Below are 26,442 nucleotides of genomic sequence, written 5' to 3' on the forward strand. Positions count from 1 at the left end.
GACGCCAGATACGCAAAAGCCCACTGAACCGTTAACGGTCAGTGGGCTTTTTTATGCCACAAACCTCCTGCGGCAGCTCCTACACAGGTTTCGCTTTTGCCAGATAGGCGCCAAGCCGCCGCCCCATTTCTTCCCCCAGCGCCTGCAACCCGCTCAACGGCCGCACCATCACCTCGAACTCGACAATCTTCCCGCTCTCATCAAAGCGAATCATGTCGATGCCCTTCAGCTCTTTCGCCCCCACTTTGGCGCTGAACTCCAAAACCACATTCAAACCATCGGCAGTCGCCAGTTCGCGGTGGTATTTGAAATCTTCAAAGACGTTGAACACGGTGTTGAGGATCATCGTCACCACTGGCGCGCCGGGGTAGGGCGAGTGGGCCATGGGCGAACGGAACACGGCATTGGCATCGAGCAGTTCGGGCAAGGCCTTGAGGTTGCCGGTGCGGATCATCTCGTGCCAGTGCTTCAGGGATTCAGCGGCGTTGGGGTGCAGGTTCAGTTCGGACATTGACCACTCCTGGGATTGTTGTTGTTCTCGCGCGACGGCACTCACTCTAGTTCAAAGCGGCGGATCACGGACCGTTGTGCGTCGATCTGAATACCAGACCATGGCCGGACCGGATCAGATGGGTATCTGATCCGCATTTTTCTGTTGGATCTGCCTCTGTAACCGGTTCAGTCAGGCGCTCAGAATAGCCCGGCAGTTCGGTCACTCGCGGCAGTCCTTCATCCCGAAGCGCCCGGTGCACCGCCAGCTCAGTATTGAGGAGAGCAGCATGAACAAGATGGCGATTTTCCTGGGTGGGTTTCTGACGTTGACCATTCTGATCGGAATGCTTGCGACGATTTCTCCGGTCTGAGGTGGCCTGTTGCAATAGACGTCCACAGATGTGCAGCGCGCAATCTGTGTTTTTCACCATAACGGCAAAATTCTGGTTAACCAATTTCGTGACCCGGTCAGCCAGCCAATCTGTTTTCGGCCTGTTGGCGGTGGTATCGAATTCGGCGATACCAGTGCATTGAGTGCGCCGTCCCAAATAATCGATGTCGTCTCTGCTGGCCTCTTCGCGAGCAAGCCCGCTCCCACAGTGGCTCAGCGTTAACCGGACAAAATGTGGGAGCGGGCTTGCTCGCGAAGGCGCCTGTCCAGACAACGCAATAACCGGCTATCAGCGATCAAGCACATCCTCCATCCACTGCAGATACTGCGCTCGCTCGGAAATCGAGTTGTGCCCCGTATCCGGCACCTCCCGCAGCGTCGCCACGCCTTTGGGGAAACTCTGTAGCAGTCGCTGCGTGCTGTCCCGTGGTATCACCTCGTCATCGCTGGCCGCCAACAGCAAGGTCGGTACGCGAATGTGCGCGGCATAGCGGCCCGACTCGAAGCGATCCTTCAGCAGCCACTTCACCGGCATCCACGGATATTGGCGGACGGCGATGTCTTCAAGGCTGTTGTACGGCGTCACCAGAATCAGTTGTTTCGCCGGGCGCTGACTCGCCAGGCGCACCGCTACCCCCGAACCCAGGCTGCGGCCGATCACGGCAATCTGCGGATGGCTGGCGTACACCTGATCGAACAGTGCCAACGCATCTTCGGCGATCGCTTCCTCCGAGGGCGAGCCGCCGCTGCCACCGAAACCCCGATAGTTCAGCAAAAACAGCGCGTAGTCGGGAAAGGCCTCGCTGAACGACGGCAGATTGCGCGACACGTCCTCGGCATTGCCGCCAAAGTAGATCAGTGCCTTTGGCCCGACGTGTGCGCGCGTGGCTACCCACACATCGGCATCCGGCATCGTCAGTTTCAACCGCGAATCCGTCGTGGCGACGGCGCTGTCAGGCTGGGGGAAATAGATCAGCGAGCGCTGAAATACGAACAGCGCCCCGCACAGCAGCAGGTAGAGGGCGATGAGCAAGGCGACGAGTGACATCAGTTTTCTGGACATTCGACTAACTTTAACCGGGCGCGGGTGTTCGCTGTCGCAGTGTAGTCCAGCGCAGCAGACGGCCAGCCGTCGCACACAACGTGCAACAGCTTCACGCAGCAGGGGAACCAGCATGAGCCACACTGAGGGTTGCTCCCGTCGCCGGTTGCTCACACTGGCTGCCGGGGTTTCGGCGGTCTTCACCTTTGACCGGGCGTTGGCCACCGCCACGCCGCCACCGGCCACTTCGCCCAGCACGGCAGGAGACCAGACCATGCAGACCCGCGCCATCCCTTCAAGCTCCGAGCTGTTGCCAATGGTGGGCCTGGGCACGTACCGCGGCTTCGATGTTGCGCCCGGCGACCCCGCCTATAAACAACTGCCGGCGGTGCTCGATGAACTGTTCAAAAAGGGCGGCACGCTGATCGACAGCTCGCCGATGTATGGCCGCGCCGAGCAAATCACTGGCGAGCTGTTGTCGATCCACGAACCGCGCTCGCCGGCATTTCTGGCGACCAAGGTGTGGACCCGCGGGCGCAAGGAGGGCATCGCGCAGATGGAGCAATCCTTCAGCCTGTTGCGCACCGAACGCATCGACCTGATGCAGATCCACAACCTGCTGGACTGGCAAAGCCATCTGCCGATCCTGCGCGAGTGGAAAGCCGAGGGGCGCATCCGCTACATCGGTATCACTCATTACACGCCGTCGGCCTATGAAGAAGTCGAGGCAGTGCTCGGGGCCGAACAACTGGATTTCCTGCAAATCAACTACGCCCTCGACGACCGTGGTGTGGAGAAACGCATTCTGCCGTTGTGCCGCGAGCGCGGGGTGGCGGTGATCTGTAACCGGCCGTTCGGTGGCGGCGGCTTGCTGACACGGCTCAAGGGCAAGCCGCTGCCGGGCTGGGTATCGGATGTGCAGGTCAACAGTTGGCCGCAACTGGCGCTGAAATATCTGCTTTCGCATCCGGCGGTGACTTGCGTGATCCCCGGCACCGGCAATCCGCGCTACATGGCCGACAACGCCGGCGCCGGGTTCGGGCCGATGTTGACCGATGCGCAGCGGTATCAGTTGATAGCGTTGCTGGGGTAGGCAATCAGCCGCGATACCGCAACGCTTCAACCAATAACGCAAACGCCGGCGCCGCCTGACGCCGGCTCGGGTAGTACAGGTGATGACCGGCGAAGGTCGGGCACCAGTCTTCCAGCACTTGCAGCAGGCTGCCGTCGGCCAGATACGGCGCGACAATGTTTTCCGGGATGTAGCTCAGACCGAAGCCATCGAGTGCGGCGTCGAGCAGCGGGTAGACGCCGTTGAGGGTGACTTGCCCGGAGACACGCACCTTGAGGCTTTCGCCGCCCTTCTCGAACTCCCAGGGGTACAGCCCGCCGTTGGTGGGCAGGCGCAGGTTGTTGCAGGCGTGGTCAGTCAAATCTCTTGGCGTTTGCGGGCGTGTACGGTTGGCGAAATAGGCCGGCGAGCCGACCACCGCCATGCGCATGTCGGGGCCGATGCGGGTGGCGATCATGCCTTGTGCCACGTCTTCGCCCAGGCGCACGCCGGCGTCAAAGCCTTGCCCGGCGATGTCGACAAAGCCATAGTCGCAGCACACCTCGACGGAGATGTCCGGGTACTTGGGCAGAAATTCCTTGAGCACCGGACGCAGCAACCAGTTCAGCGAATGGTCGGTGGCGCTGATACGGATCCGGCCTGCCGGGGTTTCGCGCAGGTTGCTCAGGGCGGCCAGTTCCAGTTCGATCTCTTCGAAGCGCGGACCGATGGTCTGCAGCAGATGTTCGCCGGCCTCGGTCGGGGAGACGCTGCGCGTGGTGCGGGTCAGCAGGCGCAGGCCCAGGCGCGCTTCGAGGGTGCGGATGGTATGGCTGAGCGCCGATTGCGAGACGCCGAGTCTGGCCGCGGCTTTGGTGAAACTGCGCTCGCGGGCCACGGCGAGGAAGGCGAGCAGGTCACTGGCGTTTTCTCGAAGCATTGATGAGTGTCCTGCATAAGTTTTTTCGAATTCTAGTCGATTATCTGAAGAGTCTGGCTCGGTAAAGTGACGCAAGTTCCCTGTAGGAGCTGCCGCAGGCTGGGGCAGCTCCTACAGGGAGGTCTCTTACATATTTGGAGTCTTGTGATGAATTCAGTCGCTGCCAATGCGCAGATCTCAGGCGTCACCGTTACCCCTAACGGTTCGCAACCATCCGTCCAAGGCCCGGCAGACTGGTTCACCGGCACGGTGCGTGTCGACGCGCCATTCAAGGGCAGCGATGCCGCGCGCGTCAGCGGCGCCACGGTGACGTTCGAGCCGGGTGCACGCACCGCGTGGCACAGCCATCCGTTGGGTCAGACGCTGATCGTCACCGCCGGTTCAGGTTTTGTGCAGGAGTGGGGGCAACCGGTTCGCGAGATCCGTCCCGGCGATACCGTGTGGATTGCGCCGAATGTGAAGCACTGGCATGGCGCCGCGCCGATCACGGCGATGACGCACATCGCGATTGCCGAGGTGCTGGAGGGTGAAGTGGTGGAGTGGATGGAGCAGGTGAGTGCTGCACAATATCCACACTGATTTCTGTAGGGGCTGCCGCAGGCTGCGATCTTTTGACTTGGTTGTTGAAGATCAAGATCAAAAGATCGCAGCCTGCGGCAGCTCCTACAGGGGGGGGTTGGACAATTAGGTCATCGGCGGTAACGAATCGAGGATCTTGTCCAGCGTAATCGGATACTCGCGCACCCGCGCCCCGGTGGCGTTGTAGATCGCATTCGCCACCGCCGCGCTCACACCACAAATCCCCAGTTCCCCCACGCCCTTGGCTTTCATCGGTGAAGAGATCGGGTCGGTCTCGTCGAGGAAAATCACCTCTTGATGCGGGATGTCGGCATGCACCGGCACCTCGTATCCGGCCAGATCGTGATTGACGAAAAAGCCCAGGCGCTTGTCCACCGCCAGCTCTTCCATCAACGCCGCGCCGACGCCCATGGTCATCGCGCCGATCACCTGGCTGCGCGCGGCTTTCGGGTTGAGAATCCGTCCCGCCGCGCAAACCGCAAGCATGCGTCGCACGCGGACTTCACCGGTAGCAGCATCCACCGCCACTTCGACGAAATGCGCACCAAAAGTCGACTGTTGATACTGCTTGGCAAGGTCGGCGAACTCGATGCTGTCCTCAGCCTCGACGGCGCCATTTTTTGCGGCGTCACGCAGCGGCAGGGTCTTGCCGGCGGCGCGTACCTGACCGTCGGCGAACTCGACGTCACCCCCGGTCATGCCCAGCTTCGTCGCCACCGCTTCGCGCAGTTTCATGCACGCGGCATAGACCCCGGCGGTCGAGCAATTGGCGCCGAACTGGCCGCCGGAGCCGGACGACACCGGGAAGGTTGAATCGCCCAGACGCACGGTCACATCCGCCAGAGGCACGCCCATCATCTCGGCGACCGTCTGGGCGATGATGGTGTAGCTGCCGGTGCCGATATCGGTCATGTCGGTTTCCACCGAGACCTTGCCATCGTGCTCCAGCCGCACCCGCGCGCCGGACTTGAGCAGCAGGTTGTTGCGGATTGCCGCCGCGACGCCCATGCCGATCAGCCAGCGACCTTCGCGACGGCTGCCGGGTGTCGCGTTGCGCTGGTTCCAGCCGAATTTTTCCGCGCCGGTCTGCAGGCATTCGATCAGTCGCCGCTGGGAGAATGGGCGCTCGGTTTTCACTGGATCGACCTGCGTGTCGTTGAGGATGCGGAACTGGATCGGGTCGAGCTTGAGCTGCTCGGCCATCTCGTCCATGGCGATTTCCAGCGCCATCAGCCCCGGTGCTTCACCCGGCGCGCGCATGGAATTGCCCTCGGGCAGATCCAGTGGCGCCCGGCGCATGGTCACTCGGCGATTTTCTCCGGCATAAAGTAACTGGCTCGGTTGCGCGGCGACTTCAACCTTGCCGTCCTTGAGGTTGCCCGACCAGCCTTCGTGGGCGATGGCCCTGAGTTTGCCGTCCGCCGTCGCGCCCAGGCGAATGCGCTGGATCGTGGCCGGGCGGTGGGTGGTGTTGTTGGCCATTTGCGGGCGAGCGAGGGCAACTTTCACCGGGCGATTAGCCAGGCGCGCACCGAGGGCGGCGAGAATCGCGTCCGCACGAATGAACAGTTTGCCGCCGAAGCCACCGCCAATGTACGGCGAGATCAGGCGCACGTTTTCCTTGGGCAGGCCGAGGGTGGTGGCGACGTCGCCGACGCTCCAGGCGATCATCTGGTTGGACGTCCACAAGGTCAGACGATCACCTTTCCACGCGGCAAGGGTCGCGTGCGGTTCCATCATCGCGTGGGACTGGTCGGGTGTGGTGTAGGTCTGGTCGAACTGCACCGGCGCAGCGGCGAAAGCCGAGTCGAAATCGCCGTGGGTGACGTCGGGCAACTCGTCGTCTTCGACACCTTGGTCGCGCACGTTGGCCAGCTCGAATTCGCCTTTGGCCGTGACATAGTCGACCTTGACCAACTGCGCCGCGGCGCGGGCCTGTTCGAAGGTCTCGGCGACCACCAGTGCCACAGCCTGGTGATAGTGCTGCACCTCGGAATCGGCGAGCAGCGGCGCCGAGTTGTATTGGCCTTTGCCGAGCTTGCCGGCATTGGCGGCGGTGACGATAGCCAGCACGCCGGGCGCGGCTTCGGCAGCGTCGAGGTCGATATGGCTGATGCGGCCCTTGGCGATGGCCGAGCCGACCATGAAACCGTAAGCTTGATTCGCCACGGCCTCGTGCTGCTCATAGGCATAAGGTGCCTGGCCGCTGGTCTTCAGCGGGCCTTCGACGCGGTCGGTAGGTTTGCCGATCACCTTCAACTGGTCGATCGGGTTGGTAGTGGCGGGCGTGTCGAACTTCATGCTTGATCCCTCGCTTGCGCCAACACCGAACCGAGCGTGCGCTCGACCAGGGTCAGTTTGAATTGGTTGTCGTGGGTCGGCGTAGCGCCGTCGAGCAGGCGTTCGCTGACGGCTTTTGCGCCTTGCGGCAGCAGGGCTTCGGCAGCCTCTACCCGCCACGGTTTCGGCGCGATGCCACCCACCGCCACACGGCCGCTGCCGTCCTTGTGCAGGATCAGACCGACCGACACCAGCGCGAAGGCATAGGAGGAGCGATCACGCACCTTGTGATAAATGTGCGTGCCGCCAACCGGGGCGGGCAGGGTTACCGAAGTGATGAACTCGCCAGGCGTGAGGCTGGTTTCGATGTTCGGCGTGTTGCCCGGCAACTGATGAAAATCGGCGATGGCGATGCTGCGCGTGCTGCCGTCAGGTTTGACCGTTTCAATCTGTGCATCGAGAGCGCGCATCGCAATCGCCATGTCGCTCGGGTGGGTGGCGATGCAGGCGTCGCTGACGCCGATCAGCCCCAGTTGCCGACTGACCCCACCAATCGCCGCGCAACCACTGCCGGGCTGGCGTTTGTTGCAGGCCTGATTGACGTCATAAAAGTACGGGCAACGGGTGCGTTGCAGCAGGTTGCCGGCGGTGCTCGCCATGTTGCGTAACTGGCCCGAGGCCCCGGCGAGCAAGGCGCGAGAGAGCAGGGCGTAGTCCTTGCGCACGCGGGTGTCGGCGGCCAGATCGGTGTTGCGCACCAGCGCGCCGATGCGCAAGCCGCCCTCGGCGGTGGCTTCGATCTGGTCGAGGCCCAAGTGGTTGATGTCGATCAGGTGCGGCGGAGTTTCGATGTCGAGTTTCATCAGGTCCAGCAGGTTGGTGCCGCCGGCGATGAACCTCGCGCCTTCGACCTGTGCCGCCAGTGCAGCGGCTGCGGCGGGGGAGTCGGCGCGGCTGTAATTGAACGCTCTCATGCCGGCACCTCCGCGACTTCAGTGATCGCTTCGATGATGTTCGAGTAGGCGCCGCAACGGCAGATGTTGCCGCTCATGCGCTCCTGGAATTCGCTGGCGATCAGTTGTGGAGCTTCGGTCAGGCTCGGGCTGACGTGGCTGGGAATGCCATCGCGAATTTCCTTGAGCACTGCCACCGCCGAACAGATCTGCCCCGGCGTGCAATAGCCGCACTGGTAACCGTCGTGCTTGATGAACGCGGCCTGCATCGGGTGCAGTGCGTCGGGCATGCCGAGGCCTTCGATGGTGGTGATCTCGCTGCCGTCTTGCATCACCGCCAGGGTCAGGCAGGCATTGATTCGGCGCCCATCGGCGATCACCGTGCAGGCGCCACACTGGCCGTGATCGCAGCCTTTTTTGCTGCCGGTCAAATGCAGGTGCTCGCGCAGTGCGTCGAGCAGGGTGGTGCGGTTGTCGACCTCAAGGGCTTGGGATTTACCATTGACGTTGATCGTCAGTTTGGCCATGGCGGGTTGCTCCAGACTGGCCGCGTAGGCCTTGAGGCTAATGAAGGGGGGCATTGCAAACGCGGTGGCGGTCACCGCGCCGAGGATCAGGAATCTTCGTCGGGAAATCGTCATGCTTCGATTCCTCTCTGGCTTAATCAGGACGGCAGGGATTGAAGGGCCCATGTGGCGCGCCGGCATGCTTGCCGGTCTCGTTCTTGGAATGACCTGCGCGGAGGGGAAAAGGTTTTTGCGGATTTTCGCTATAGAGTTATGCGCAGGATTCATCAATGAGCTGGGCGGCAGTCAACCTTGTGACTGTTGGCTTGCCAGCGATGGGGGCGTGTCAGCCAGCCCACTGCTTGAATGACAGACCGCTTTCGCGAGCAAGCCCGCTCCCACATTGAAATGCACTTCTGTGGGAGTAAACCCCCTCCACATCTGGAATGCATTTCCCTGTGGGAGCGGGCTTGCTCGCGAAGAGGCCCTCACAAACGACATCAATGCCCGCCAACCACCCTATGCGTAAGGGGCGCCACATACGCCTGCAATGTCACCAGCCACCCACCAGGATGGCCAGCACGACCGGCGTGACAGCCGCTGGGACGATGGTGATGACGGCCGCCGCTATCACCGCCGCGACCGCGACGACGACTGACCTAATGTTGTCCGGCTGAAGCCGGATCCGACAGGCGGGGCGGGATGGACGCAGTGATGGCAATTCAGTAGCATCGGCGCCCTTTCGTCTCTTCCTTCAAGGATGATCATGCCTGCCGCTTCATTTCTGCGCTGTTTGCCCGCGCTGCTCAGCGTTGTGTTGAGCGCTATCCTGCTCGTCGGTTGCTCCCAGAGGGGCACTTATCAGGATTCCAGTGCGCCGGACGCCGCCAAGTTGCGTTTCGTCGCCAGCACCGACAACGCCACGGTCGATTACTTCGACGCCGAGCATTGCGACGGCCTGACCACCGGCGTGTTGAACAATCTGTTTATCGCCAGCAGCCAGCGCCGGGTGGGCATGAGTGTCGCGGCGCCGGACAAGGCGCGCGACTACCTCGAAATTAAATTGCCACCCGACCAGGACGTGCACCTGCGGATCCATACTCAGACCGGTTACGCCACTTGCGGCTCGGGCTTCAACTTGAAGCCGGAACGCGGTGCCGAATACGAGGTGAGCTTCAGTCTCGTCGGGCGCCAGTGCTCGATTTTGCTGCAGCGCCTGCAACGGGTCGACGGCCAGGACGTGCGAACCCCGCTGCTGATCAAGCCGGACGGTCTGCCGGCGTGTTACGGGCGTAACCCGATATTCCCGCAACCGCCGGTGGCGCTCGCGGACACACCCGAGCGCACGGCGCTGATCGAGCGCATCGTCAGTCGCAGCCTGATTGTCTTGATGACGGCCAAAACCATCAACGACAACCCGGTGATCTTCCCTCCGGAAAAGCTTGATTCGCTGATCAGCGAGCGCAAGGCCAAATTCGGCTTCGCCATGCCGGACGACTACTGGGCGCTGTATCGGCAGAACCTGGTCACGTTCGATCAAGCGGTCGGCAGCCACACGGCGCGCGCGTTGCAACGTGCTACTGACGAATACCGCCAGCGCCTGCGCAGCGTCGACGACAAGCAGTTGCAAGCGTGGGCCGGCACCGACGGTGCCTCGGACAAGCGCAGCACTGCGGTGCTGATCGAGCGTGAGCAGGCGATGATCCCGTTCTTTTTCCAGACGAAGAAGGAAGTGCTGGCCGAGGCCGTCGATCAGCACTTTGCGCGCATGGCCGAGATGGATGCGCAGTACGACGTCTGCTCGCGCTTCGCCAAGTGCTGGAAACACTGACCTGGGACCTTGAGCAAAAAAGCCCACTGCGCCGTAATGGCCAGTGGGCTTTTTCATGTCCGCAGTCGCGGTCTACGGCGCGGTGTGGTGCAGCGATTAAAAATGAGCGCTCGCCCGGACGCTGGAATGCGCAGGCGCGGTGGCCTCGAGATCCAGCAAATGGGTGGCGAGTATGTCGCTCAGAAAGCGGAACTGATCGTTGATGCCGACCACTTCATTGCTGAAGTGATTGCTTGCGGCGGGCATCAGCACATCGTCGAAATCTTCGTTGAACAGCAGCGCCTGGGTCTTGCGCGAGACGACCTGCTGGTCGTAGTAGTTGCTGCCGAACACCGGGAAGCTCACGGAGAGGGTGATGGTGCGAATCATGATGGTTACTCCTCGTTGCGTCTCGGATGGGTGAATCGTGCCTTCGCCGGGCGGCGGGCGGAAGGCAATCGTGGCGATGGTGAATATCGATGGCGTTGATGGTCAGGTTCTTTCAGCGGGACTGATGGCCTCATCGCGAGCAGGCTCGCTCCCACATGGGAGCGCATTTCAAAGTGGGAGCGAGCCTGCTCGCTGGGGCCAGCCTGGCCACAACCGACAAATGGCCCAATACCCGCACCTATACTCAAATCTGTTTTCCTCCATTCAAGGACTCCACCACCGTGAACCTGCGTGCGCTGAGCGTCGCCGCACTGTTGCTGCTGGCAGGCTGTGCCTCCTCGGCGCGGGCCCCGTTGACGCCGCCTGCCGTGGTGGTTTCACCCGCCACCTGGCAACAGATCGACCGCGACATCGTCAGCGCCTCGCAGCAGTCCACCGAGCAGGTCAGGGTGTTTGCCCAAGGTTCGATGGAACATTGGCGTATTCGCGTCTATGAGCAAACTGAAGAAAATTTCATTCCGTGGTTCAGCAGCTACTGGACCCAGGAATGGCTGTCGATGAAAGTCAGTTGGTACACCATCAGCGCCAGCGGCGAACAGGATGCGTCGACCAAGCGCCTGGCGACCTATCTGCTTGAGCAATATCAGAAAAGAGTGCTGGCGCCGGTGGCGGTAGAGATCGATCCGGACGCGATCCTCGGTCAGGCCACGGCGTTTTATGCGCAGTTGATGGCCAAGCAAATGCCACTCATCGCCCAGCGCTACGGTGTGCCGGTGGCCCAGCTCTACGGGCACCTGCAGAAAGTCCCGGCCATCGCCCTGGGGCCGCCGCCCGCACGGGATGCTTCGCTGTATCAGATCGTCAGCACCGAACCGCTGAACACGCTGCCGGCGTATGCCGCACTGATCGACAAGATTCACACCGAGGGCGGCAGCAAGGGCATCGCTGGAACCGACGCCGGCATGGCGCCAGTTGCCAAGCGCGCCAGCCAGCGGATGGAAGCGGAGATGGCCCCGCGCGGGGCGGCCAGTGCCGTGGCGGCTGCGGCGGGCAAGTTGGTCGGCGGGGTGATCTCGATCGGTGTGGCGGGCATCCGCGCGATCATCCAGGCGAGTGACCGGCCCGACAGCGAAGCGCTGATTCGCAGCAGCCTGGGCAGCACATTCGACAAGGCCTGGCTGAAACTGCTGCAGAACCCGACCACCGGGGTCATGGCCGGTACGCTGCATATCGCCGGGCAGGTCGAAGGCAGCCTCGGCGGGGCAGAGCAACCGTCGGTCGGACTGGGCGTCAACCGTGTCGAATGGCGGCCGCCGGAATCGACTACCCAGCAGATCGAACCCGACGTGCGAGGAGAGTGATCATGGCTTACATCGATATTTTTGTAGCACCCGTGCCGACTGCCAATCGCGAACAGTACAAAAAACACTGTGAGATCGCCGCGAAACTGTTCAAGGAATACGGAGCGAAGGAGGTGGTTCAGTGCTGGGGCGATGACGTGCCGGAGGGCAAGGTCACGTCATTCCCGATGGCGGTAAAACTCAAGGAGGGCGAGACGGTGTCGTCCGGCTGGCTGATCTGGCCCAACAAGGCCACCCGCGATGCCGGCATGGCAAAAATGATGGAAGACCCGCGCATGCAACCGGACGTCAACCCGATGGGATTTGATGGCCAGCGCATGATCTTTGGTGGCTTCAAGAACATTCTTGAATCCTGAAACTCACCAGATTCCGTGCAGGAGTGAGCCTGCTCGCGATGGCGGTGTGTCAGTCAGCGGGTTTGCAAAATGTGCCGGCCTCTTCGCGGGCAAGCCACGCTCCCACAGGGTTTTGCGGATGGCTACGATCATGGGCACGCCACAAATCCAGTGTGGGAGAAGGCTCGCTCCCACATAGGAGGGTGATCACTCTGGGGAGGGGGTGATCCGGCAGCTTTTGCGGTTGCGGATTTGCTCTTCCGTTGGCCGTTCGCGGACGAATTCGAAACGCGGTTCACCCTCGCTGTAATGCACCAGCCAGCCCCATTCCAGCTCGGTTTCATCCTGCCCGGGGGAGGGTGGCCTGGCCCACCACGGTTCTTTGCTGAGGATCTCGCGCATGGCGACCTCCGGTTCGATGGCAATCCTTGAACTATAGCCGGGTGTCGCCAGTCGTCAGAGAAGGCTGTGTAGAATCGGCCGATCGACGAGCGAAGGAGCAGGGCCATGACCGATGATGCGCGCAGGGATGAACCGTTCAAGCGACTGTTTTTCGCCCTCGACTGCCCGCCGCCACAACGCAAGGCCATCGCTCAGTGGCGCGCCGATCTGGGGTTGCGCACCGGCAAAGCGGTGCCTGCGGACAACTTCCACCTGACGCTGCTGTTTCTCGGGGCGGTGCCGTTGGCGCAGATAGGTGAGGTGTGTGAGGCCGCAGACAAAGTGCGTACTCCAGGCGAAGCGCTGCGGATTGCGCTGGATCGGCTGCAGGTCTGGCACAAGGCGGGGGTGTTGTCGCTGGCGCCTGAACAGGCTCCGCAAGCGTTGTTGCGGTTGGTCTATGCGCTGGAGCAGGCCATGTTGCCGTTCGGCTTTGAAGAGGCGAATCGCGAGTATAGGCCCCACCTGACATTGGCTCGGGATTTTCGCGCGCCAGCGCCGGAATCCCCAACGCCGCCCGAGTTTTTCCTGCGTGCCGAGCGATTTGCCCTGTTCGAATCGCACAAGGGCCGCTACCGGATTCTGCAGGATTGGCCGCTGATCTGATCCACAAAAAAAGGCGCCCGAGGGCGCCTGAAATTCACCTGAGCCGAGGGAGCCAGGTGAGGCCGTTCATGCGAGTGCAGCGGTGGTAAGGCGCTGCGGGAACGGAAAACCATCAGTTCTTTGTGTCACAACACAGACCCACTGTAGGAGTGAGCCTGCTCGCGATGACGTCGGCACATTCAGCATCATTGCTGGCTGACATACCGCCATCGCGAGCAGGCTCACTCCTACAGGGTTATTCGGTTATTTACCGAGCTTCACCCGGGTCCAGCCGCGAGTCATGATTCGCTGGGTGGCAATCGGCTGATCCGGCACCGCATACAACGTCGCCATCACTGCCTGCGACGGATACGAACCCGGGTCGTTGCGGATCGCTTCGTCCACCAGCGGCGTGGCGGCCGAGTTGGCGTTGCTGTAGCCGTTGCTGTTGGTGATCTCGGCGATGATGTCCGGGCGCATCAGGAAGTTCATGAACAGGTAGGCATTGTCGACGTTCGCTGCATCGCGCGGGATAGCGACCATGTCGTAGAAACTGCCGGCGCCTTCCTTCGGAATGCTGTAGTCGATCTGCACCTTGTTGCCGGCTTCCACCGCACGGGCCTTGGCCTGCAGCACGTCACCGGAGTAACCGACCGCCACGCAGATGTTGCCGTTGGCCAGGTCCGAGATGTACTTCGAAGAATGGAAGTACGCCATGTACGGGCGGATCTTCATGAACAGTGCTTCGGCTTCGAGGATGTGCGCCTTGTCCTTGTCGTTCACCGGGTAGCCCAGGTAGTGCAGGGCGGCCGGGATCATCTCGGTCGGCGAGTCGAGGAAGCTGATGCCGCACGCCTTCAGTTTCTCTGCATTTTCCGGTTTGAACAGCAAGTCCCAGGAGTTGGTCGGGGCATTGGCGCCGAGCACTTCCTTGACCTTGGCCGGGTTGAAACCGATGCCGATAGAGCCCCACATGTACGGGAACGCGTGGGCGTTGTCCGGATCACTGGCGGCAGCGTTTTTCAGCAGCACCGGGTTGAGATTTTTCCAGTTCGACAACTTGGTTTTGTCGAGCGGCTGATAGACCCCGGCCTTGATCTGCTTGGCCAGGAAACTGTTGGACGGCACGACGATGTCGTAGCCGGATTTGCCCGCCAGCAAACGCGCCTCAAGGGTTTCGTTGCTGTCGAACACGTCGTAGGTCACCTGGATACCGGTCTCGTCTTCGAACTTCTTGACGGTGTCCGGCGCGATGTAATCGGACCAGTTGTAAACACGCAGCACCTTGTCGTTGGCCTGGACGCCCGTGGCGATTGCGCCCATTAAGGACAGTGTCAGCAGAGTCCTGCCAAACATTTTCATCGGTACAACTCCATTCTTTTTATTCAAAAACACACATCGGGTGTACATAAAGCCTGTGGCGAGGGAGCTTGCTCCCGCTGGGCTGCGAAGCAGCCCCAAAAATCTTGTGAGCGCTACGCACTCAAGCGGGAGCAAGCTCCCTCGCCACAGTTGTTCATCGGTGCTGCTTAGGCAGTCGCGGCGCGTTGCGGCTGCTGCCACGACTCATTCGCTGTCTGATCCATCGCTTCCTGAATCGCCTTCTTGCGGTTGGCTTCTGCCTTGCGGCCGAAGTACCAGACCAGGAAGGTCACCAGCGACACCGCCAGCAGAATCAGGCTAGCCACCGCGTTGATCTCAGGCTTCACGCCCAGGCGCACCGCCGAGAACACTTCCATCGGCAGCGTGGTCGAGCCCGGGCCGGAGACGAAGCTCGCCAGCACCAGGTCATCCAGCGACAGGGCGAACGACATCATCCCGCCCGCTGCCAGCGACGGCGCGATCATTGGAATGGTGATCAGGAAAAACACCTTGAACGGCTTGGCCCCCAGATCCATCGCGGCTTCTTCGATCGACAGATCCAGTTCACGCAGGCGGGCGGAGACTACCACCGCCACATAGGCGGCACAAAACGTGGTGTGAGCGATCCAGATCGTGACGATGCCACGCTCCTGCGGCCAGCCGATCAACTGCGCCATCGCCACGAACAGCAGCAACAGCGACAGACCGGTGATTACCTCAGGCATCACCAGTGGCGCGGTGACCAGACCGCCAAACAGCGTGCGACCCTTGAAGCGCGTCACTCGCGTCAGCACGAAGGCGGCGAGGGTGCCCAGCGCCACTGCAGCGATGGCGGTGTAGCAGGCGATTTCCAGCGAGCGCACCACCGAGCCCATCAGCTGCGTGTTGTCGAGCAGGCCGACGTACCACTTCACCGACCAGCCGCCCCACACCGTCACCAGTTTCGAGGCGTTGAACGAGTAGATCACCAGAATCAGCATCGGCAGATAAATGAACATCAGGCCGAAGATCAACATGAACTTGGAAAAACCGAAGCGTTTCATCCCCGTGCCTCCATCTCTTTGGCCTGGCTGCGGTTGAACAGCAGAATCGGCACAATCAGGATCAACAGCATCACCACCGCCAGCGCAGACGCCACCGGCCAGTCGCGGTTATTGAAGAACTCTTGCCACAGCACGCGACCGATCATCAGCGTCTCCGGGCCACCCAGCAGTTCCGGGATCACGAACTCGCCGACCACTGGAATGAACACCAGCATGCAGCCGGCAATAATCCCGTTCTTGGCCAGCGGCACGGTGATTTTCCAGAAGTTGTTGAAGTTGCTCGAACCCAGATCCGACGCGGCTTCCAACAGACTGCCATCGTGCTTCACCAGGTTGGCGTACAGCGGCAGCACCATGAATGGCAGGTACGCATACACCACGCCGATATACACGGCGGTGTTGGTGTTGAGGATCTCGATCGGGTGATCGGTGAGCCCAGTCCACATCAGAAACGCGTTGAGCAGACCGTTGTTGCTGAGGATGCCCATCCACGCGTAAACACGGATCAGGATCGCGGTCCAGGTCGGCATCATGATCAACAGCAGCAGGACGTTTTGCGCTTCCTTGCTCGCCTTGGTGATCGCATAGGCCATCGGGAAACCGATCACCAGGCACATCATCGTGCTCAGCGCCGCGACTTTCAGCGAACCGAGGTAGGCCGACAGGTACAGCTCGTCTTCGCCGAGCATGGTGTAGTTGCCGATGTTCAGCATCAGCTGGAATTTCTGTTCGGCGTAGGTGTAGATCTCCGAGTACGGCGGGATCGACAGCGCGGCTTCCGAGAAGCTGATCTTCATCACCAGGAAAAACGGCAACATGAAGAACAGGAACAGCCAGATGAACGGGATGCCGATGACGAACTTTCGCCCGCTGGGCACCAGGCGCAGGAATTGCTGATTGAAGGTTCTCATGAGCGCAATACCACGCCGCTGTCGTCTTCCCACCACACGTAGACCTTGTCGTCCCAGGTCGGACGCGCGCCACGGCGTTCGGCGTTGGCCATGAACGACTGGACGATCTTGCCGCCCGGCAGCTCGACGTAGAACACCGAGTGGCCGCCGAGGTAGGCGATGTCATGCACCTTGCCTTCGGACCAGTTGTAGCGGACTTCGGGTTTGATGGTGCTGACGAGCATTTTTTCCGGACGGATCGCGTAGGTGATCGACTTGTCCTGCACCGACGTGCTGACGCCGTGGCCGACGTAGATCTTCTGTTGCAGGTCCGGGCTGTGGATGATCGCGTGACCTTCAAGGTCCTCCACCACGGTGCCGTCGAAGGCGTTCACGTTGCCGATGAATTCGCAGACCATGCGGCTCACCGGCGCTTCATAGATGTCCACCGGGCTGCCGATCTGGGCGATCCAGCCGAGGTGCATGATCGCGATGCGCTCGGCCATGGTCATGGCCTCTTCCTGGTCGTGGGTCACCATCACGCAGGTCACGCCGACGCGCTCGATGATTTGCACCAGCTCCAGCTGCATCTGCGAACGCAGTTTTTTATCCAGTGCACCCATCGGCTCGTCGAGCAGCAACAGCTTCGGACGCTTGGCCAACGAGCGGGCGAGGGCAACGCGCTGGCGCTGGCCGCCGGACAGCTGATGGGGTTTGCGTTTGGCGTATTGGGTCATGTGCACCAGGCGCAGCATCTCTTCGACACGGGCATCGATTTCGCTGGCCGGCAAACGGTCCTGCTTGAGGCCGAAGGCGATGTTCTGCGCCACAGTCATGTGCGGAAACAGCGCGTAGGACTGGAACATCATGTTGATCGGCCGCTCGTACGGCGGCATGTCGGTGATATCCACACCGTCGAGCAGAATCCGCCCTTCGGTTGGGCGCTCGAAACCGGCGAGCATGCGCAGCAGGGTCGATTTGCCCGAACCGGAGCCACCGAGCAGGGCAAAGATTTCGCCCTGATGGATCTCCAGGGACACATCGTCCACTGCCGTGGTTTCGTCGAACTTCTTGGTGACACGATCGACTTTCACCAGAACCTTTTTCGGTTGCTGGTGGCCTTCAAGTGCCTTCCGGTAAGTGCTGGAGGCGTTTGCCATGTGAAACTCCCAACAGGTTTCGTTCGCTCGGCCAACGTGGCCGGGCTTAAGTGGATTGCAAGCCTGTAAGCGCATTTCCTGTCGGATCACATTCCCCTGTGGGAGCGGGCTTGCTCGCGAAGGCGTCGTATCAGTCGACATCGTTAGTGCCTGACACACCACTTTCGCGAGCAAGCCCGCTCCCACAGGGTTTTGCGTTGTCCTGACGGGCACTGCTCCTACGATCCGGCTTGGTCGGCGCCGCCGTCCTGGCTGCCTGGGTCGTACTTGTTGTTATTACGGTTTGTTGTTTTCACGGATGACGGATGCGCACACGCGCAACCGCCGACCCCGTGGGGGCAGTAAACAGTTTTGAAATCCTGGGTTGAGTCAGCGCTGGTTGCGTCGCGCCGCCCGTTGCCGGCAAGCCTCGCCGAACGCCTGGAAAATCCGCAGGTAGTTCGGGTTGTCCAGCACCTGCCATTCCGGGTGCCACTGCACGCCGAGGGCGAAGGTCGGGCTGTGCTCGACCGAGATCGCCTCGATCAGGCCATCCGGCGCCACCGCTTCGGCACGCAGGCCGGGCGCGAGGCGGTCGATGCCCTGACTGTGAATCGAGTTGACCTGAAACTCGCGCGGCAACTCCAGCGCCTCGAACACACCGCCAGCGAGCACGCTCACAGCATGCGCCGGTGCGTACTGCACGGCCACGTCCGGGCTGTCGGCTTCGCGGTGATCGAGCATGCCCGGCAGCTCATGCACTTTCTGGTGCAGGCTGCCGCCGAAGGCCACGTTCATTTCCTGGAAGCCACGGCAGATGCCGAGTACCGGAACGCCCGCCGCAATGGCTGCACGCAATAGAGGAAGGGTGGTGGCGTCCCGCGCCGGATCGTGATCCGTGCCGGGTTCGCTGGCCGGGCCTTGATAGTGGAAGGGTTCCACGTTCGAGGGCGAGCCGGTCAGCAACAGACCGTCGAGTTGACCGAGCAGGTCTTCGATTTCAGTCATTTTGCCAAGGGAAGGAATGACCACCGGCAGCCCCAGCGCCGCAACGCTGACAGCGCGAACGTATTTGTCGCCGCTGATGTGATAGGGGTGCAGGCCAATCTGTTTGACGCACGCAGTAACGCCGATCAATGGCTTGAATGCCATTTTTATTCACCTCGAAGTTTGACACTTGAACGAGCTTTTCCGGAGCTTAGCCTCGTTGATTTTAATTAACAACTGCCATGTAAAAAATTCTAAACGCCGTTCATCAAATCTTCATGATTCCCGGCCTTGTGGCGCCTGCATTGGCACGTGGGTGTTAAAAAAAGCCCGAAAAATAAACGCTGAGCGGCCAGTTGTTCGCTATTGACTTCACTTTGCCTTTCGGATTGACTGGCTCGGCGAAACAGCAGTGAACATAATAATTAACAGCTAAATAGGTGCATCATGTCGGTCCCTCTGCGTACCGTTCAACTCAACGAAGCAAACGCATTCCTTAAGAAATATCCTGAGGTTTTGTACGTCGACCTTCTGATTGCGGATATGAACGGTGTGGTGCGCGGCAAGCGCATCGAACGCACCAGCCTCCATAAGGTTTACGAGAAAGGCATCAACCTGCCGGCCTCTCTTTTTGCTCTGGATATCAATGGCTCCACGGTGGAAAGCACCGGCCTGGGTCTGGACATCGGCGACGCCGACCGCATCTGCTACCCGATCCCGGGCACCCTGAGCATCGAGCCGTGGCAGAAGCGTCCAACCGCACAACTGCTGATGACCATGCACGAGATCGAAGGCGAGCCGTTCTTCGCCGATCCGCGTGAAGTGCTGGCCAACGTCGTGCGCAAGTTCGATGAACTGGGCCTGACCATTTGCGCCGCGTTCGAATTGGAGTTCTACCTGATCGACCAGGACAACGTGAACGGCCGTCCGCAGTCGCCACGTTCGCCGGTCTCCGGCAAGCGTCCGGTGTCGACTCAGGTGTATCTGATCGACGATCTCGACGAATACGTCGACTGCCTGCAAGACATCCTCGAAGGCGCGAAAGAGCAGGGCATTCCGGCTGACGCCATCGTCAAGGAAAGCGCCCCGGCGCAATTCGAAGTCAACCTGCATCACGTCTCCGACCCGATCAAGGCCTGCGACTACGCTGTTCTGCTCAAGCGTCTGGTGAAGAACATCGCCTACGACCACGAGATGGACACCACCTTCATGGCCAAGCCGTATCCGGGTCAGGCGGGCAACGGTCTGCACGTGCACATTTCGATCCTGGACAAAGAAGGCAACAACATCTTCGCCAGCGAGGATCCCGAGCAGAACGCCGCACTGCGACACGCGATCGGCGGTGTGCTGGAGACCCTGCCTGCGCAAATGGCTTTCCTCTGCCCGAACGTCAACTCGTACCGCCGTTTTGGTGCGCAGTTCTACGTGCCGAACTCGCCGAGCTGGGGCATCGACAACCGCACCGTAGCAGTCCGTGTGCCAACCGGTTCGGCCGACGCCGTGCGCATCGAGCATCGTGTTGCCGGCGCCGACGCCAACCCGTACCTGCTGATGGCTTCGGTGCTGGCCGGTATTCACCACGGCCTGACCAACCAGATCGAGCCAGGCGCGCCCGTTGAAGGCAACAGCTACGAGCAGAACGAACAGAGCCTGCCGAACAACCTGCGCGACGCGTTGCGCGAGCTGGACGACAGCGAAGTCATGGCCCGCTACATCGACCCGATGTACATCGACGTGTTCGTCGCGTGCAAGGAAAGCGAGCTGGCCGAGTTCGAGAACTCGATCTCTGACCTTGAGTACAACTGGTATCTGCATACGGTCTGATTTGCAGACCAACACCGACCCAATGTGGGAGCGGGCTTGCTCGCGAAAGCGGTGTGCCTCGCAATGAAGACGCTGGATGTAACGACGCCTTCGCGAGCAAGCCCGCTCCCACAGGGGATTCGGTTACCCAATTCGATTGACGGGTGTTCGCCCGTCATCCACCCCCTTGTCGAGCCACAACCATGACCACCACACGCAACGACTGGGAACAACGCTTCCAGTCCCTGACCATCGAATCCCGCGCGTTCATCAACGGTGAATATCGCCCGGCGATCAGCGGCGCCACCTTCGAATGCCTGAGCCCCGTCGACGGCCGTTTTCTCGCCTCCGTGGCCAGCACCGATGAAGCCGACGCCAACCTCGCCGTCGAAGTCGCGCGCCAATCTTTCAACTCCGGCGTGTGGGCCAACAAAGCTCCGGCCGAGCGCAAACGCATCCTGATCCGCTTCGCCGATCTGATCCTGCAACACCAGGAAGAACTGGCGCTGCTGGAAACCCTCGACATGGGCAAACCGATCAGCGACTCGATGAGCATCGACATCCCGGCGACCGCCAACGCGATCCGCTGGAGCGCCGAAGCGATCGACAAGATCTACGATGAAGTTGCCGCCACGCCGCACGATCAACTTGGCCTGGTGACACGCGAGCCGTCCGGCGTCGTCGCCGCCATCGTGCCGTGGAACTTCCCGCTGATCATGGCCAGCTGGAAATTCGCCCCGGCCCTGGCCGCCGGCAACTCGTTCATCCTCAAGCCTTCGGAAAAATCGCCACTGACCGCAATCCGCATCGCGCAACTTGCGCTGGAGGCGGGCATCCCGAAAGGCGTGTTCAACGTCCTGCCGGGCTTCGGCCACACCGTCGGCAAGGCGCTGGCGCTGCACATGGACGTCGACGTGCTGGCCTTCACCGGCTCCACGGCGATTGCCAAGCAACTGATGATTTATGCCGGCCAGAGCAACATGAAACGCGTCTGGCTCGAAGCCGGTGGCAAGAGCCCAAACGTGGTGTTCGCCGACGCCCCGGACTTGCGCGCGGCAGCCCAGGCTGCGGCTGGCGCCATCGCTTTCAACCAGGGCGAAGTGTGCACCGCCGGTTCGCGTCTGCTGGTCGAACGTTCGATCCGCGAGCAATTCATTCCGCTGCTGGTGGAAGCGCTGCAAGCGTGGAAACCGGGGCACGCACTGGATCCTGCGACCACCGTCGGCGCGGTGGTTGATCAGCGTCAACTGGACAACGTGCTGCGCTACATCAGCATCGGTCGCGAGCAGGGCGCCGAGTTGATCGCCGGCGGCCAGCGTACCCTCGAAGAAACCGGTGGCCTCTATGTGCAACCGGCGATCTTCGATGGCGTAACCAATGCGATGACCATCGCCCGCGAAGAAATCTTCGGCCCGGTGCTGTCGCTGATCACCTTCGACACCGTTGAAGAAGCGCTGCAGATCGCCAACGACAGCATCTTCGGTCTCGCCGCTGGTGTCTGGACCAGCAACCTGAGCAAGGCGCATACCTTCGCCCGTGGCCTGCGCGCCGGCAGCGTCTGGGTCAATCAGTACGACGGCGGCGACATGACTGCGCCGTTCGGTGGCTTCAAACAGTCGGGCAACGGTCGCGACAAATCGCTGCACGCGTTCGACAAGTACACCGAGCTGAAAGCGACCTGGATCAAGCTCTAACTCTTTTACAACGGTGGTCGCTCCTACGGGCGACCCTCGGAGAACAATAAAATGAAGCAACAACACGTCAACAGCTACTACGCCGCCACCCGCAACGAAGTCATCGACTTCCCGACCCTTGAAGAGTCGGTCGAGTGCGATGTCTGCATCATCGGCGCCGGCTACACCGGCCTGTCCTCGGCGCTGTTCCTCACTGAGGCCGGCTACAAAGTGACGGTGCTGGAAGCGGCGAAAGTCGGCTATGGCGCCAGCGGTCGCAACGGCGGGCAATTGGTCAACTCTTACAGCCGCGACGTCGATGTGATCGAAGAACGCTACGGCGACAAGACCGCGGAAATCCTCGGCAGCATGATCTTCGAAGGCGCCGACATCATCCGTTCGCGCATCAAGGAATACGACATCAAATGCGACTACCGCCCGGGCGGCATCTTTGCAGCGATGAACAAAAAACAACTCAACGGTCTGGCCGAGCAGAAGCGCAGTTGGGAACGTTACGGCAACAAGAATCTGCAGATGCTCGATGCCGCTGACATCCGTCGCGAAGTCGGCTCCGACGCCTACGTTGGCGGCCTGCTGGACATGCAGGGCGGTCACGTGCATCCGCTGAACCTGGCCCTCGGTGAAGCCGCGGCCATCGTGCGCCTGGGCGGCAAGATCTACGAGCAATCGGCTGCCGTGGAGATCAAATACGGCGAGCCGAACGTCGTGCGTACCGCCAAAGGCCAGGTGCGCGCCAAGTACCTGCTGATCGCCGGCAACGCCTACCTGCCGCAAGGTCTGGACAACCGCGTGACCGCGAAAAGCATGCCCTGCGGCTCGCAGATCGTCGTCACCGAGCCACTGACCGAGAAGCAGGCGCGCAGCCTGATCACCAACAACTACTGCGTCGAAGACTGCAACTACCTGCTGGATTACTACCGCCTCACGGCCGACAACCGTCTGCTGTACGGCGGCGGCGTGGTCTACGGCGCGCGCGAACCGGATGACATCGAACAGCTGATCCGCCCGAAGATCCTCAAGACCTTCCCGCAGCTCAAGGACGTGAAAATCGATTACCGCTGGACCGGCAATTTCCTGCTGACCATGTCACGCATGCCGCAATTCGGCCGCATCGAGAAAAACGCCTACTACATGCAAGGCTACAGCGGCCACGGCGTCACTTGCTCGCACCTGGCCGGCAAACTGATCTCGGAGATGATCCGCGGCGACGCCGAACGCTTCGACGCGTTCGCCTCGTTGCCGCACATGCCCATGATCGGCGGCCGCACCTTCTCCGCCCCGTTGACCGCCCTCGGCGCCGTCTACTACTCGCTGCGCGACCGTTTCGGCATCTAAGTTACCTCCCCGGCGGCGGCCCCCAAGACCCCGCCGGTTTTTTTAATGCTGTAGCAACACCGCCGATGGCGGCCTGACAACCGCTAACAAGCCAAATGACACAAAACAGATCCAACTGTGGGAGCGGGCTTGCTCGCGAAGGGGCCAGTTCAGCCAACGCACATGTCGTCTGACACAGCGCTTTCGCGAGCAAGCCCGCTCCCACAGTGGCGGTATTACCAAGGCCAGAAGGACTTTTATCCCACCGTCCATCGAACCTGCTGAGCAACACCGGCAAACGTGATTTAATAGCCGCCTTTCACGGTTCCGGGACACGGGAGCAACGTGATCCGCGCGCCTTGCGCGGCACCCGCCACCCACCCCCATTGCCCTTAAGTACTACTCACATAAGGCTGTCATGGATACGGGTTCTCGACTCAAACTAGTACGCGAAAGCTACAAACTCTCCCAGCGCGAGCTGGCCCGGCGTAGCGGCGTGACCAATGCCACCATCTCCCTGATCGAACAGAATCGCGTCAGCCCCTCCGTCAGCTCCCTGAAAAAGCTGCTCGAAGGCATCCCCATGTCCCTGGCCGACTTCTTCACCTTCGACCAGCCTCCGCGCGAACACCAATACGTCTTTCGCGCCAACGAACAACCCGACCTCGGCCGCCACGGCCTGCGCCTGCTCCTGATCGGCGCCTCCGTCCCAAGCCGCCAGATGCGCCTGCTGCGCGAGCAATACGCCCCGGGCGCGAGCTCCGGCGAAGAGCCAATCGTGCATGCGGAAGGCGAGGAGTGTGGGCTTGTTACGCGTGGAACGGTGGAGTTGACCGTGGACGGGCAAGTGAGCGTGTTGAATGCGGGGGATGGGTATTACTTTCCGACGACGCTGCCGCATAAGTTTCGGAATATCGGGGCGGATGAGGCGGAGATTATTAGTGCGAATACGCCGGCGAATTTTTGAGGAAACCCCTCGGCCGATCTTACAAACAGACCTAAAAACCGCAGGATTGCGGTTTTTTTGTATCTGAAATTTGGATCCTTAACGTTTTCAGGTACTCTCTTCAATGATGACTTTGTGCCATCATTTTTACAGTTTTTTGTGAAGGAGCATGTTTGAGATGTTAGAAAAAATAAACCAATACTTTGGAATTTCTATTTCGCCGATCAGAAGCGAGTGCGTGTCGGAGGTGCAGGGAGTTCAACTGGACTCTGATTTATACCAAAAGCTACTGGACAAAACGGAAGGGTTGTTTGGAGAGCAAATCCTTGTGCTCGGTATTTCTCCGGAAAGCTATATGAGGTACAAAAATGGAAAAATATCGTCGATCATTAAAGGAGAAACAGGATTTAAAAGTCATGAGGGTTTCGAAGCAGTAAATATGGTTGCAGTTGTTGATTCAATTTTTTCAGAGGTGAATCAGTATTTTGCAAGTAAGGTTATGTCAGAGTTCCAGCTTGTTACAAATGCGATTTTTCTATCGATAAATTCAATGCGAACAGATTTGCTGAATCAGGCTTTTTATTTTAAAGAACAGGAGTTTGTGGAGGGGTTGATTTCTGTCCAGGACTTTTTTAGTGAGATTAATGATGAGCTTGGTCATATTTCGGTTTCGGAAGTTAGGAGTGCAGCGTACATCACAAATCTAGTAGACATTCGACGGCAGATTTATCGGTCCTATAATCATTTTATAAAAAAAATGTGCCAGTGGCCGGGCTTGATCGGAGGTGTTGATAATTTAGGTAATTCGATCGCTATTGACTTCAATTCTTTGCATAATGATTATTATTTTTGTAGGCAGGCAATAAGCTGTTATATGGTTAGTCTGGTTTATGAGTATATATTGGCGGGTAGTGTTGATGATAAGTCCTGCGAGCTAATAGTGAGGAAAGTTAGAGTTTTTCTAGAAAAATTCAAGTCCATTGATGAACAAATAAGAATGGCGCTAGCAAGAAGGGATGCCGCTAATAAAAACTGGTTTTGGAATTTTCGAGTGGATAAGCAAATGGATAGTGGATCGATTAATTGGTTTTTGAATCAGTTCAATGATGATCCCGACTTCGAGGTTACCAAGGTTTTAGAGGTGTTCAGTCGAAGTAGAAGATTGCTAGGTGAAATTAAAATTGTCGAGAAGTAATGATTTTTTAGCTGAAGTGTGAATCTGGGTGAGTTCCAACTTGCCGCTTAATAACTCCAACTCACTGGGTGGGTTGATTTTCAAACTCGAAAAGGATTAATCGTGGGCCGAGATAACTTCTCCACTGGGGTGCCGCGTAGGTTAGCAGAGCGCGCAGGTCATATGTGCAGTAATCCAGAATGCAATAGCATTACTATTGGGCCTGCAGAAAAAAATCCAGATATGGTTTTGAAAAAAAGGACGCGCTTGTCATATTTGCGCTGCTGCACCGGGAGGTCCTCGTTATGATGATAAACAGACGCCTGATGACCGAAAGAGCCAGTCTAATGGCTTATGGCTTTGTGCCAACTGTAGCGATTTGATAGATAAGAATAATGGTGCCGATTTCCACGCTGACGAATTGCGGATGTGGAAAAAGAAACATGAAGAAATGATTCGTGCATTGTTGCGTTCCAATGCATCTCCGTTAGCGTTTGCACGTAAAAATACTGACGAAGCTCAACTTGCCCAAAGCATGGTTGATTTTATGGAGGGAAAAGGTGTTTTTTACGTTCATGCTATGTTTGAAGATCATAAGTACGTCGTTGAGTCTTTAAAGGAAGTAAGAGCTGAGTTGGGAGCTAAACTCGATAAGATCCCGGTTGGTGATAAGCTTTATGACAGCATTAAATTGATTCGAGATGCTTGTAGGGATTATATGAATAATACTTCCGCAATGACGTCGCCAATCGAGATGTCTGCGAATTTGGCAGTTATGAGGAAGAAGGTAGGTATTGTGTTGAAGTCGATACAAGAGCAATACGGTGTCAGTGTAGGTGGGAATTTGGCGGCTAAAATGCCTTCGTTGTAGTTGTCGGGAGTCGCTCAATGTAGGCGGTAAAAAGGGGCTGTTTTCTGATAGCCCCTTCTTGAC

Annotated in this window: 25 protein-coding genes and 1 pseudogene; 13 read left to right on the top strand and 13 right to left on the bottom strand. The window is 59.6% G+C overall.

Features of this window, described 5'->3' with window-relative positions:
- Positions 1 to 79: 79 nt before the first annotated feature.
- The gene (locus LCH64_RS09985; RefSeq protein WP_103484849.1) at positions 80 to 511 is read right to left on the bottom strand and encodes a nuclear transport factor 2 family protein; all 432 of its coding nucleotides are present in this window, start codon (positions 509 to 511) and stop codon (positions 80 to 82) included.
- A 382-nt stretch (positions 512 to 893) separates the two neighbouring features.
- Here LCH64_RS09985 and LCH64_RS09990 point away from each other — a divergent pair.
- Positions 894 to 1,022: pseudogene (locus tag LCH64_RS09990) on the top strand (NUDIX hydrolase); the annotation flags it as partial.
- 150 nt (positions 1,023 to 1,172) lie between these two features.
- On the opposite strand, the gene LCH64_RS09995 reads toward LCH64_RS09990, so the two are convergent.
- Complete coding sequence (locus tag LCH64_RS09995) at positions 1,173 to 1,946, bottom strand: alpha/beta fold hydrolase (RefSeq protein WP_226500126.1); 774 nt, start codon at positions 1,944 to 1,946, stop codon at positions 1,173 to 1,175.
- A gap of 112 nt (positions 1,947 to 2,058) precedes the next feature.
- On the opposite strand from LCH64_RS09995, the gene LCH64_RS10000 reads away from it, so the two are divergent.
- Positions 2,059 to 3,018: an aldo/keto reductase gene (locus LCH64_RS10000; protein ID WP_226500127.1), complete on the top strand. Its 960-nt coding sequence runs from the start codon at positions 2,059 to 2,061 to the stop codon at positions 3,016 to 3,018.
- Between the two features lie 4 nt (positions 3,019 to 3,022).
- Here the strand turns inward: LCH64_RS10000 and LCH64_RS10005 are convergent, their stop codons facing one another.
- On the bottom strand, positions 3,023 to 3,916 hold the full coding sequence (locus tag LCH64_RS10005; RefSeq protein WP_226500128.1) for a LysR family transcriptional regulator: 894 nt from the start codon (positions 3,914 to 3,916) through the stop codon (positions 3,023 to 3,025).
- Between the two features lie 147 nt (positions 3,917 to 4,063).
- Between LCH64_RS10005 and LCH64_RS10010 the strand changes: the two genes are divergently transcribed.
- The gene (locus LCH64_RS10010) at positions 4,064 to 4,495 is read left to right on the top strand and encodes a cupin domain-containing protein (RefSeq protein ID WP_226500129.1); all 432 of its coding nucleotides are present in this window, start codon (positions 4,064 to 4,066) and stop codon (positions 4,493 to 4,495) included.
- Positions 4,496 to 4,600: 105 nt separating this feature from the next.
- Here LCH64_RS10010 and paoC read toward each other — a convergent pair whose 3' ends face one another.
- Genes paoC through paoA form a run of 3 tightly spaced genes read right to left on the bottom strand, consistent with a single transcriptional unit; the run spans position 4,601 to position 8,420 of the window.
- Positions 4,601 to 6,796, bottom strand: a complete 2,196-nt coding sequence (gene paoC / locus LCH64_RS10015; RefSeq protein WP_226500130.1) for an aldehyde oxidoreductase molybdenum-binding subunit PaoC — start codon at positions 6,794 to 6,796, stop codon at positions 4,601 to 4,603.
- Complete coding sequence (locus LCH64_RS10020) at positions 6,793 to 7,749, bottom strand: xanthine dehydrogenase family protein subunit M (protein WP_226500131.1); 957 nt, start codon at positions 7,747 to 7,749, stop codon at positions 6,793 to 6,795. The genes paoC and LCH64_RS10020 overlap by 4 nt, the downstream gene beginning before the upstream one ends.
- Positions 7,746 to 8,420 carry an aldehyde dehydrogenase iron-sulfur subunit PaoA gene (gene paoA / locus LCH64_RS10025; protein ID WP_260525037.1) on the bottom strand — a complete coding sequence of 225 codons (675 nt, stop codon included), beginning with the start codon at positions 8,418 to 8,420 and terminating at the stop codon, positions 7,746 to 7,748. Before paoA ends, LCH64_RS10020 begins: the two co-directional genes overlap by 4 nt.
- A 580-nt stretch (positions 8,421 to 9,000) precedes the next feature.
- On the opposite strand from paoA, the gene LCH64_RS10030 reads away from it, so the two are divergent.
- Positions 9,001 to 10,065: a hypothetical protein gene (locus tag LCH64_RS10030; RefSeq protein WP_226500133.1), complete on the top strand. Its 1,065-nt coding sequence runs from the start codon at positions 9,001 to 9,003 to the stop codon at positions 10,063 to 10,065.
- Positions 10,066 to 10,161: 96 nt separating this feature from the next.
- Here LCH64_RS10030 and LCH64_RS10035 read toward each other — a convergent pair whose 3' ends face one another.
- Positions 10,162 to 10,434, bottom strand: a complete 273-nt coding sequence (locus LCH64_RS10035) for a hypothetical protein (RefSeq protein WP_003226119.1) — start codon at positions 10,432 to 10,434, stop codon at positions 10,162 to 10,164.
- Positions 10,435 to 10,715: 281 nt separating this feature from the next.
- Between LCH64_RS10035 and LCH64_RS10040 the strand changes: the two genes are divergently transcribed.
- Both LCH64_RS10040 and LCH64_RS10045 read left to right on the top strand, forming a co-directional pair.
- On the top strand, positions 10,716 to 11,795 hold the full coding sequence (locus LCH64_RS10040; protein WP_226500134.1) for a hypothetical protein: 1,080 nt from the start codon (positions 10,716 to 10,718) through the stop codon (positions 11,793 to 11,795).
- Between the two features lie 2 nt (positions 11,796 to 11,797).
- Positions 11,798 to 12,151, top strand: a complete 354-nt coding sequence (locus LCH64_RS10045) for a DUF1428 domain-containing protein (RefSeq protein ID WP_226500135.1) — start codon at positions 11,798 to 11,800, stop codon at positions 12,149 to 12,151.
- A 186-nt stretch (positions 12,152 to 12,337) separates the two neighbouring features.
- Here LCH64_RS10045 and LCH64_RS10050 read toward each other — a convergent pair whose 3' ends face one another.
- Positions 12,338 to 12,532 carry a hypothetical protein gene (locus LCH64_RS10050; protein WP_226500136.1) on the bottom strand — a complete coding sequence of 65 codons (195 nt, stop codon included), beginning with the start codon at positions 12,530 to 12,532 and terminating at the stop codon, positions 12,338 to 12,340.
- Between the two features lie 105 nt (positions 12,533 to 12,637).
- Between LCH64_RS10050 and thpR the strand changes: the two genes are divergently transcribed.
- Positions 12,638 to 13,177, top strand: coding sequence for an RNA 2',3'-cyclic phosphodiesterase (gene thpR, locus LCH64_RS10055; protein ID WP_003226111.1), 540 nt, complete (start codon positions 12,638 to 12,640; stop codon positions 13,175 to 13,177).
- 243 nt (positions 13,178 to 13,420) lie between these two features.
- Here thpR and LCH64_RS10060 read toward each other — a convergent pair whose 3' ends face one another.
- The 5 genes from LCH64_RS10060 to LCH64_RS10080 all read right to left on the bottom strand — a co-directional run bounded on the left by LCH64_RS10060 (position 13,421) and on the right by LCH64_RS10080 (position 18,742).
- Complete coding sequence (locus LCH64_RS10060) at positions 13,421 to 14,518, bottom strand: polyamine ABC transporter substrate-binding protein (RefSeq protein ID WP_226500137.1); 1,098 nt, start codon at positions 14,516 to 14,518, stop codon at positions 13,421 to 13,423.
- Between the two features lie 167 nt (positions 14,519 to 14,685).
- A complete protein-coding gene (locus tag LCH64_RS10065; protein ID WP_003226106.1) occupies positions 14,686 to 15,561 on the bottom strand; it encodes an ABC transporter permease subunit in 876 nt (291 codons plus the stop codon).
- Positions 15,558 to 16,472 (bottom strand): ABC transporter permease subunit, encoded by a 915-nt coding sequence (locus LCH64_RS10070; protein ID WP_003226104.1) that lies wholly within the window; start codon positions 16,470 to 16,472, stop codon positions 15,558 to 15,560. Before LCH64_RS10070 ends, LCH64_RS10065 begins: the two co-directional genes overlap by 4 nt.
- Entirely contained in the window at positions 16,469 to 17,611 is a 1,143-nt protein-coding gene (gene potA, locus LCH64_RS10075; protein ID WP_003226103.1) for a polyamine ABC transporter ATP-binding protein, read from the bottom strand. The genes LCH64_RS10070 and potA overlap by 4 nt, the downstream gene beginning before the upstream one ends.
- A 369-nt stretch (positions 17,612 to 17,980) precedes the next feature.
- Positions 17,981 to 18,742, bottom strand: coding sequence for a gamma-glutamyl-gamma-aminobutyrate hydrolase family protein (locus LCH64_RS10080; RefSeq protein ID WP_226500138.1), 762 nt, complete (start codon positions 18,740 to 18,742; stop codon positions 17,981 to 17,983).
- 282 nt (positions 18,743 to 19,024) lie between these two features.
- On the opposite strand from LCH64_RS10080, the gene LCH64_RS10085 reads away from it, so the two are divergent.
- From LCH64_RS10085 to LCH64_RS10115, 6 genes are all read left to right on the top strand, one after another.
- A complete protein-coding gene (locus tag LCH64_RS10085) occupies positions 19,025 to 20,401 on the top strand; it encodes a glutamine synthetase family protein (RefSeq protein ID WP_003226100.1) in 1,377 nt (458 codons plus the stop codon).
- 182 nt (positions 20,402 to 20,583) lie between these two features.
- Positions 20,584 to 22,074, top strand: a complete 1,491-nt coding sequence (locus LCH64_RS10095) for an aldehyde dehydrogenase (protein WP_226500139.1) — start codon at positions 20,584 to 20,586, stop codon at positions 22,072 to 22,074.
- Between the two features lie 51 nt (positions 22,075 to 22,125).
- Positions 22,126 to 23,409, top strand: coding sequence for an FAD-binding oxidoreductase (locus tag LCH64_RS10100; protein ID WP_226500140.1), 1,284 nt, complete (start codon positions 22,126 to 22,128; stop codon positions 23,407 to 23,409).
- Between the two features lie 397 nt (positions 23,410 to 23,806).
- Positions 23,807 to 24,355, top strand: coding sequence for a cupin domain-containing protein (locus LCH64_RS10105; RefSeq protein ID WP_003226097.1), 549 nt, complete (start codon positions 23,807 to 23,809; stop codon positions 24,353 to 24,355).
- A gap of 148 nt (positions 24,356 to 24,503) precedes the next feature.
- Complete coding sequence (locus tag LCH64_RS10110) at positions 24,504 to 25,529, top strand: hypothetical protein (protein WP_226500141.1); 1,026 nt, start codon at positions 24,504 to 24,506, stop codon at positions 25,527 to 25,529.
- A 406-nt stretch (positions 25,530 to 25,935) separates the two neighbouring features.
- Positions 25,936 to 26,379, top strand: a complete 444-nt coding sequence (locus LCH64_RS10115; RefSeq protein ID WP_226500142.1) for a hypothetical protein — start codon at positions 25,936 to 25,938, stop codon at positions 26,377 to 26,379.
- The last annotated feature ends 63 nt before the right edge of the window (positions 26,380 to 26,442 follow it).

Source organism: Pseudomonas sp. MWU16-30322 (assembly GCF_020515535.1).
Taxonomy (GTDB): Bacteria; Pseudomonadota; Gammaproteobacteria; order Pseudomonadales; family Pseudomonadaceae; genus Aquipseudomonas; species Aquipseudomonas fluorescens_H.

Excerpts from the sequence above, each read along its gene's own strand:
- paoC (WP_226500130.1), bottom strand. The coding sequence starts at position 6,796 with ATGAAGTTCGACACGCCCGCCACTACCAACCCGATCGACCAGTTGAAG.
- LCH64_RS09995 (WP_226500126.1), bottom strand. The coding sequence starts at position 1,946 with ATGTCCAGAAAACTGATGTCACTCGTCGCCTTGCTCATCGCCCTCTAC.
- LCH64_RS10050 (WP_226500136.1), bottom strand. The coding sequence starts at position 12,532 with ATGCGCGAGATCCTCAGCAAAGAACCGTGGTGGGCCAGGCCACCCTCC.
- LCH64_RS10105 (WP_003226097.1), top strand. The coding sequence starts at position 23,807 with ATGGATACGGGTTCTCGACTCAAACTAGTACGCGAAAGCTACAAACTC.
- LCH64_RS10085 (WP_003226100.1), top strand. The coding sequence starts at position 19,025 with ATGTCGGTCCCTCTGCGTACCGTTCAACTCAACGAAGCAAACGCATTC.
- paoA (WP_260525037.1), bottom strand. The coding sequence starts at position 8,420 with ATGGGCCCTTCAATCCCTGCCGTCCTGATTAAGCCAGAGAGGAATCGA.
- LCH64_RS10080 (WP_226500138.1), bottom strand. The coding sequence starts at position 18,742 with ATGGCATTCAAGCCATTGATCGGCGTTACTGCGTGCGTCAAACAGATT.
- potA (WP_003226103.1), bottom strand. The coding sequence starts at position 17,611 with ATGGCAAACGCCTCCAGCACTTACCGGAAGGCACTTGAAGGCCACCAG.
- LCH64_RS10095 (WP_226500139.1), top strand. The coding sequence starts at position 20,584 with ATGACCACCACACGCAACGACTGGGAACAACGCTTCCAGTCCCTGACC.
- LCH64_RS10060 (WP_226500137.1), bottom strand. The coding sequence starts at position 14,518 with ATGAAAATGTTTGGCAGGACTCTGCTGACACTGTCCTTAATGGGCGCA.
- LCH64_RS10070 (WP_003226104.1), bottom strand. The coding sequence starts at position 16,472 with ATGAGAACCTTCAATCAGCAATTCCTGCGCCTGGTGCCCAGCGGGCGA.
- LCH64_RS10110 (WP_226500141.1), top strand. The coding sequence starts at position 24,504 with ATGTTTGAGATGTTAGAAAAAATAAACCAATACTTTGGAATTTCTATT.
- LCH64_RS09985 (WP_103484849.1), bottom strand. The coding sequence starts at position 511 with ATGTCCGAACTGAACCTGCACCCCAACGCCGCTGAATCCCTGAAGCAC.
- thpR (WP_003226111.1), top strand. The coding sequence starts at position 12,638 with ATGACCGATGATGCGCGCAGGGATGAACCGTTCAAGCGACTGTTTTTC.
- LCH64_RS10065 (WP_003226106.1), bottom strand. The coding sequence starts at position 15,561 with ATGAAACGCTTCGGTTTTTCCAAGTTCATGTTGATCTTCGGCCTGATG.
- LCH64_RS10100 (WP_226500140.1), top strand. The coding sequence starts at position 22,126 with ATGAAGCAACAACACGTCAACAGCTACTACGCCGCCACCCGCAACGAA.
- LCH64_RS10045 (WP_226500135.1), top strand. The coding sequence starts at position 11,798 with ATGGCTTACATCGATATTTTTGTAGCACCCGTGCCGACTGCCAATCGC.
- LCH64_RS10020 (WP_226500131.1), bottom strand. The coding sequence starts at position 7,749 with ATGAGAGCGTTCAATTACAGCCGCGCCGACTCCCCCGCCGCAGCCGCT.
- LCH64_RS10010 (WP_226500129.1), top strand. The coding sequence starts at position 4,064 with ATGAATTCAGTCGCTGCCAATGCGCAGATCTCAGGCGTCACCGTTACC.
- LCH64_RS10005 (WP_226500128.1), bottom strand. The coding sequence starts at position 3,916 with ATGCTTCGAGAAAACGCCAGTGACCTGCTCGCCTTCCTCGCCGTGGCC.
- LCH64_RS10030 (WP_226500133.1), top strand. The coding sequence starts at position 9,001 with ATGCCTGCCGCTTCATTTCTGCGCTGTTTGCCCGCGCTGCTCAGCGTT.
- LCH64_RS10000 (WP_226500127.1), top strand. The coding sequence starts at position 2,059 with ATGAGCCACACTGAGGGTTGCTCCCGTCGCCGGTTGCTCACACTGGCT.
- LCH64_RS10115 (WP_226500142.1), top strand. The coding sequence starts at position 25,936 with ATGTGGAAAAAGAAACATGAAGAAATGATTCGTGCATTGTTGCGTTCC.
- LCH64_RS10035 (WP_003226119.1), bottom strand. The coding sequence starts at position 10,434 with ATGATTCGCACCATCACCCTCTCCGTGAGCTTCCCGGTGTTCGGCAGC.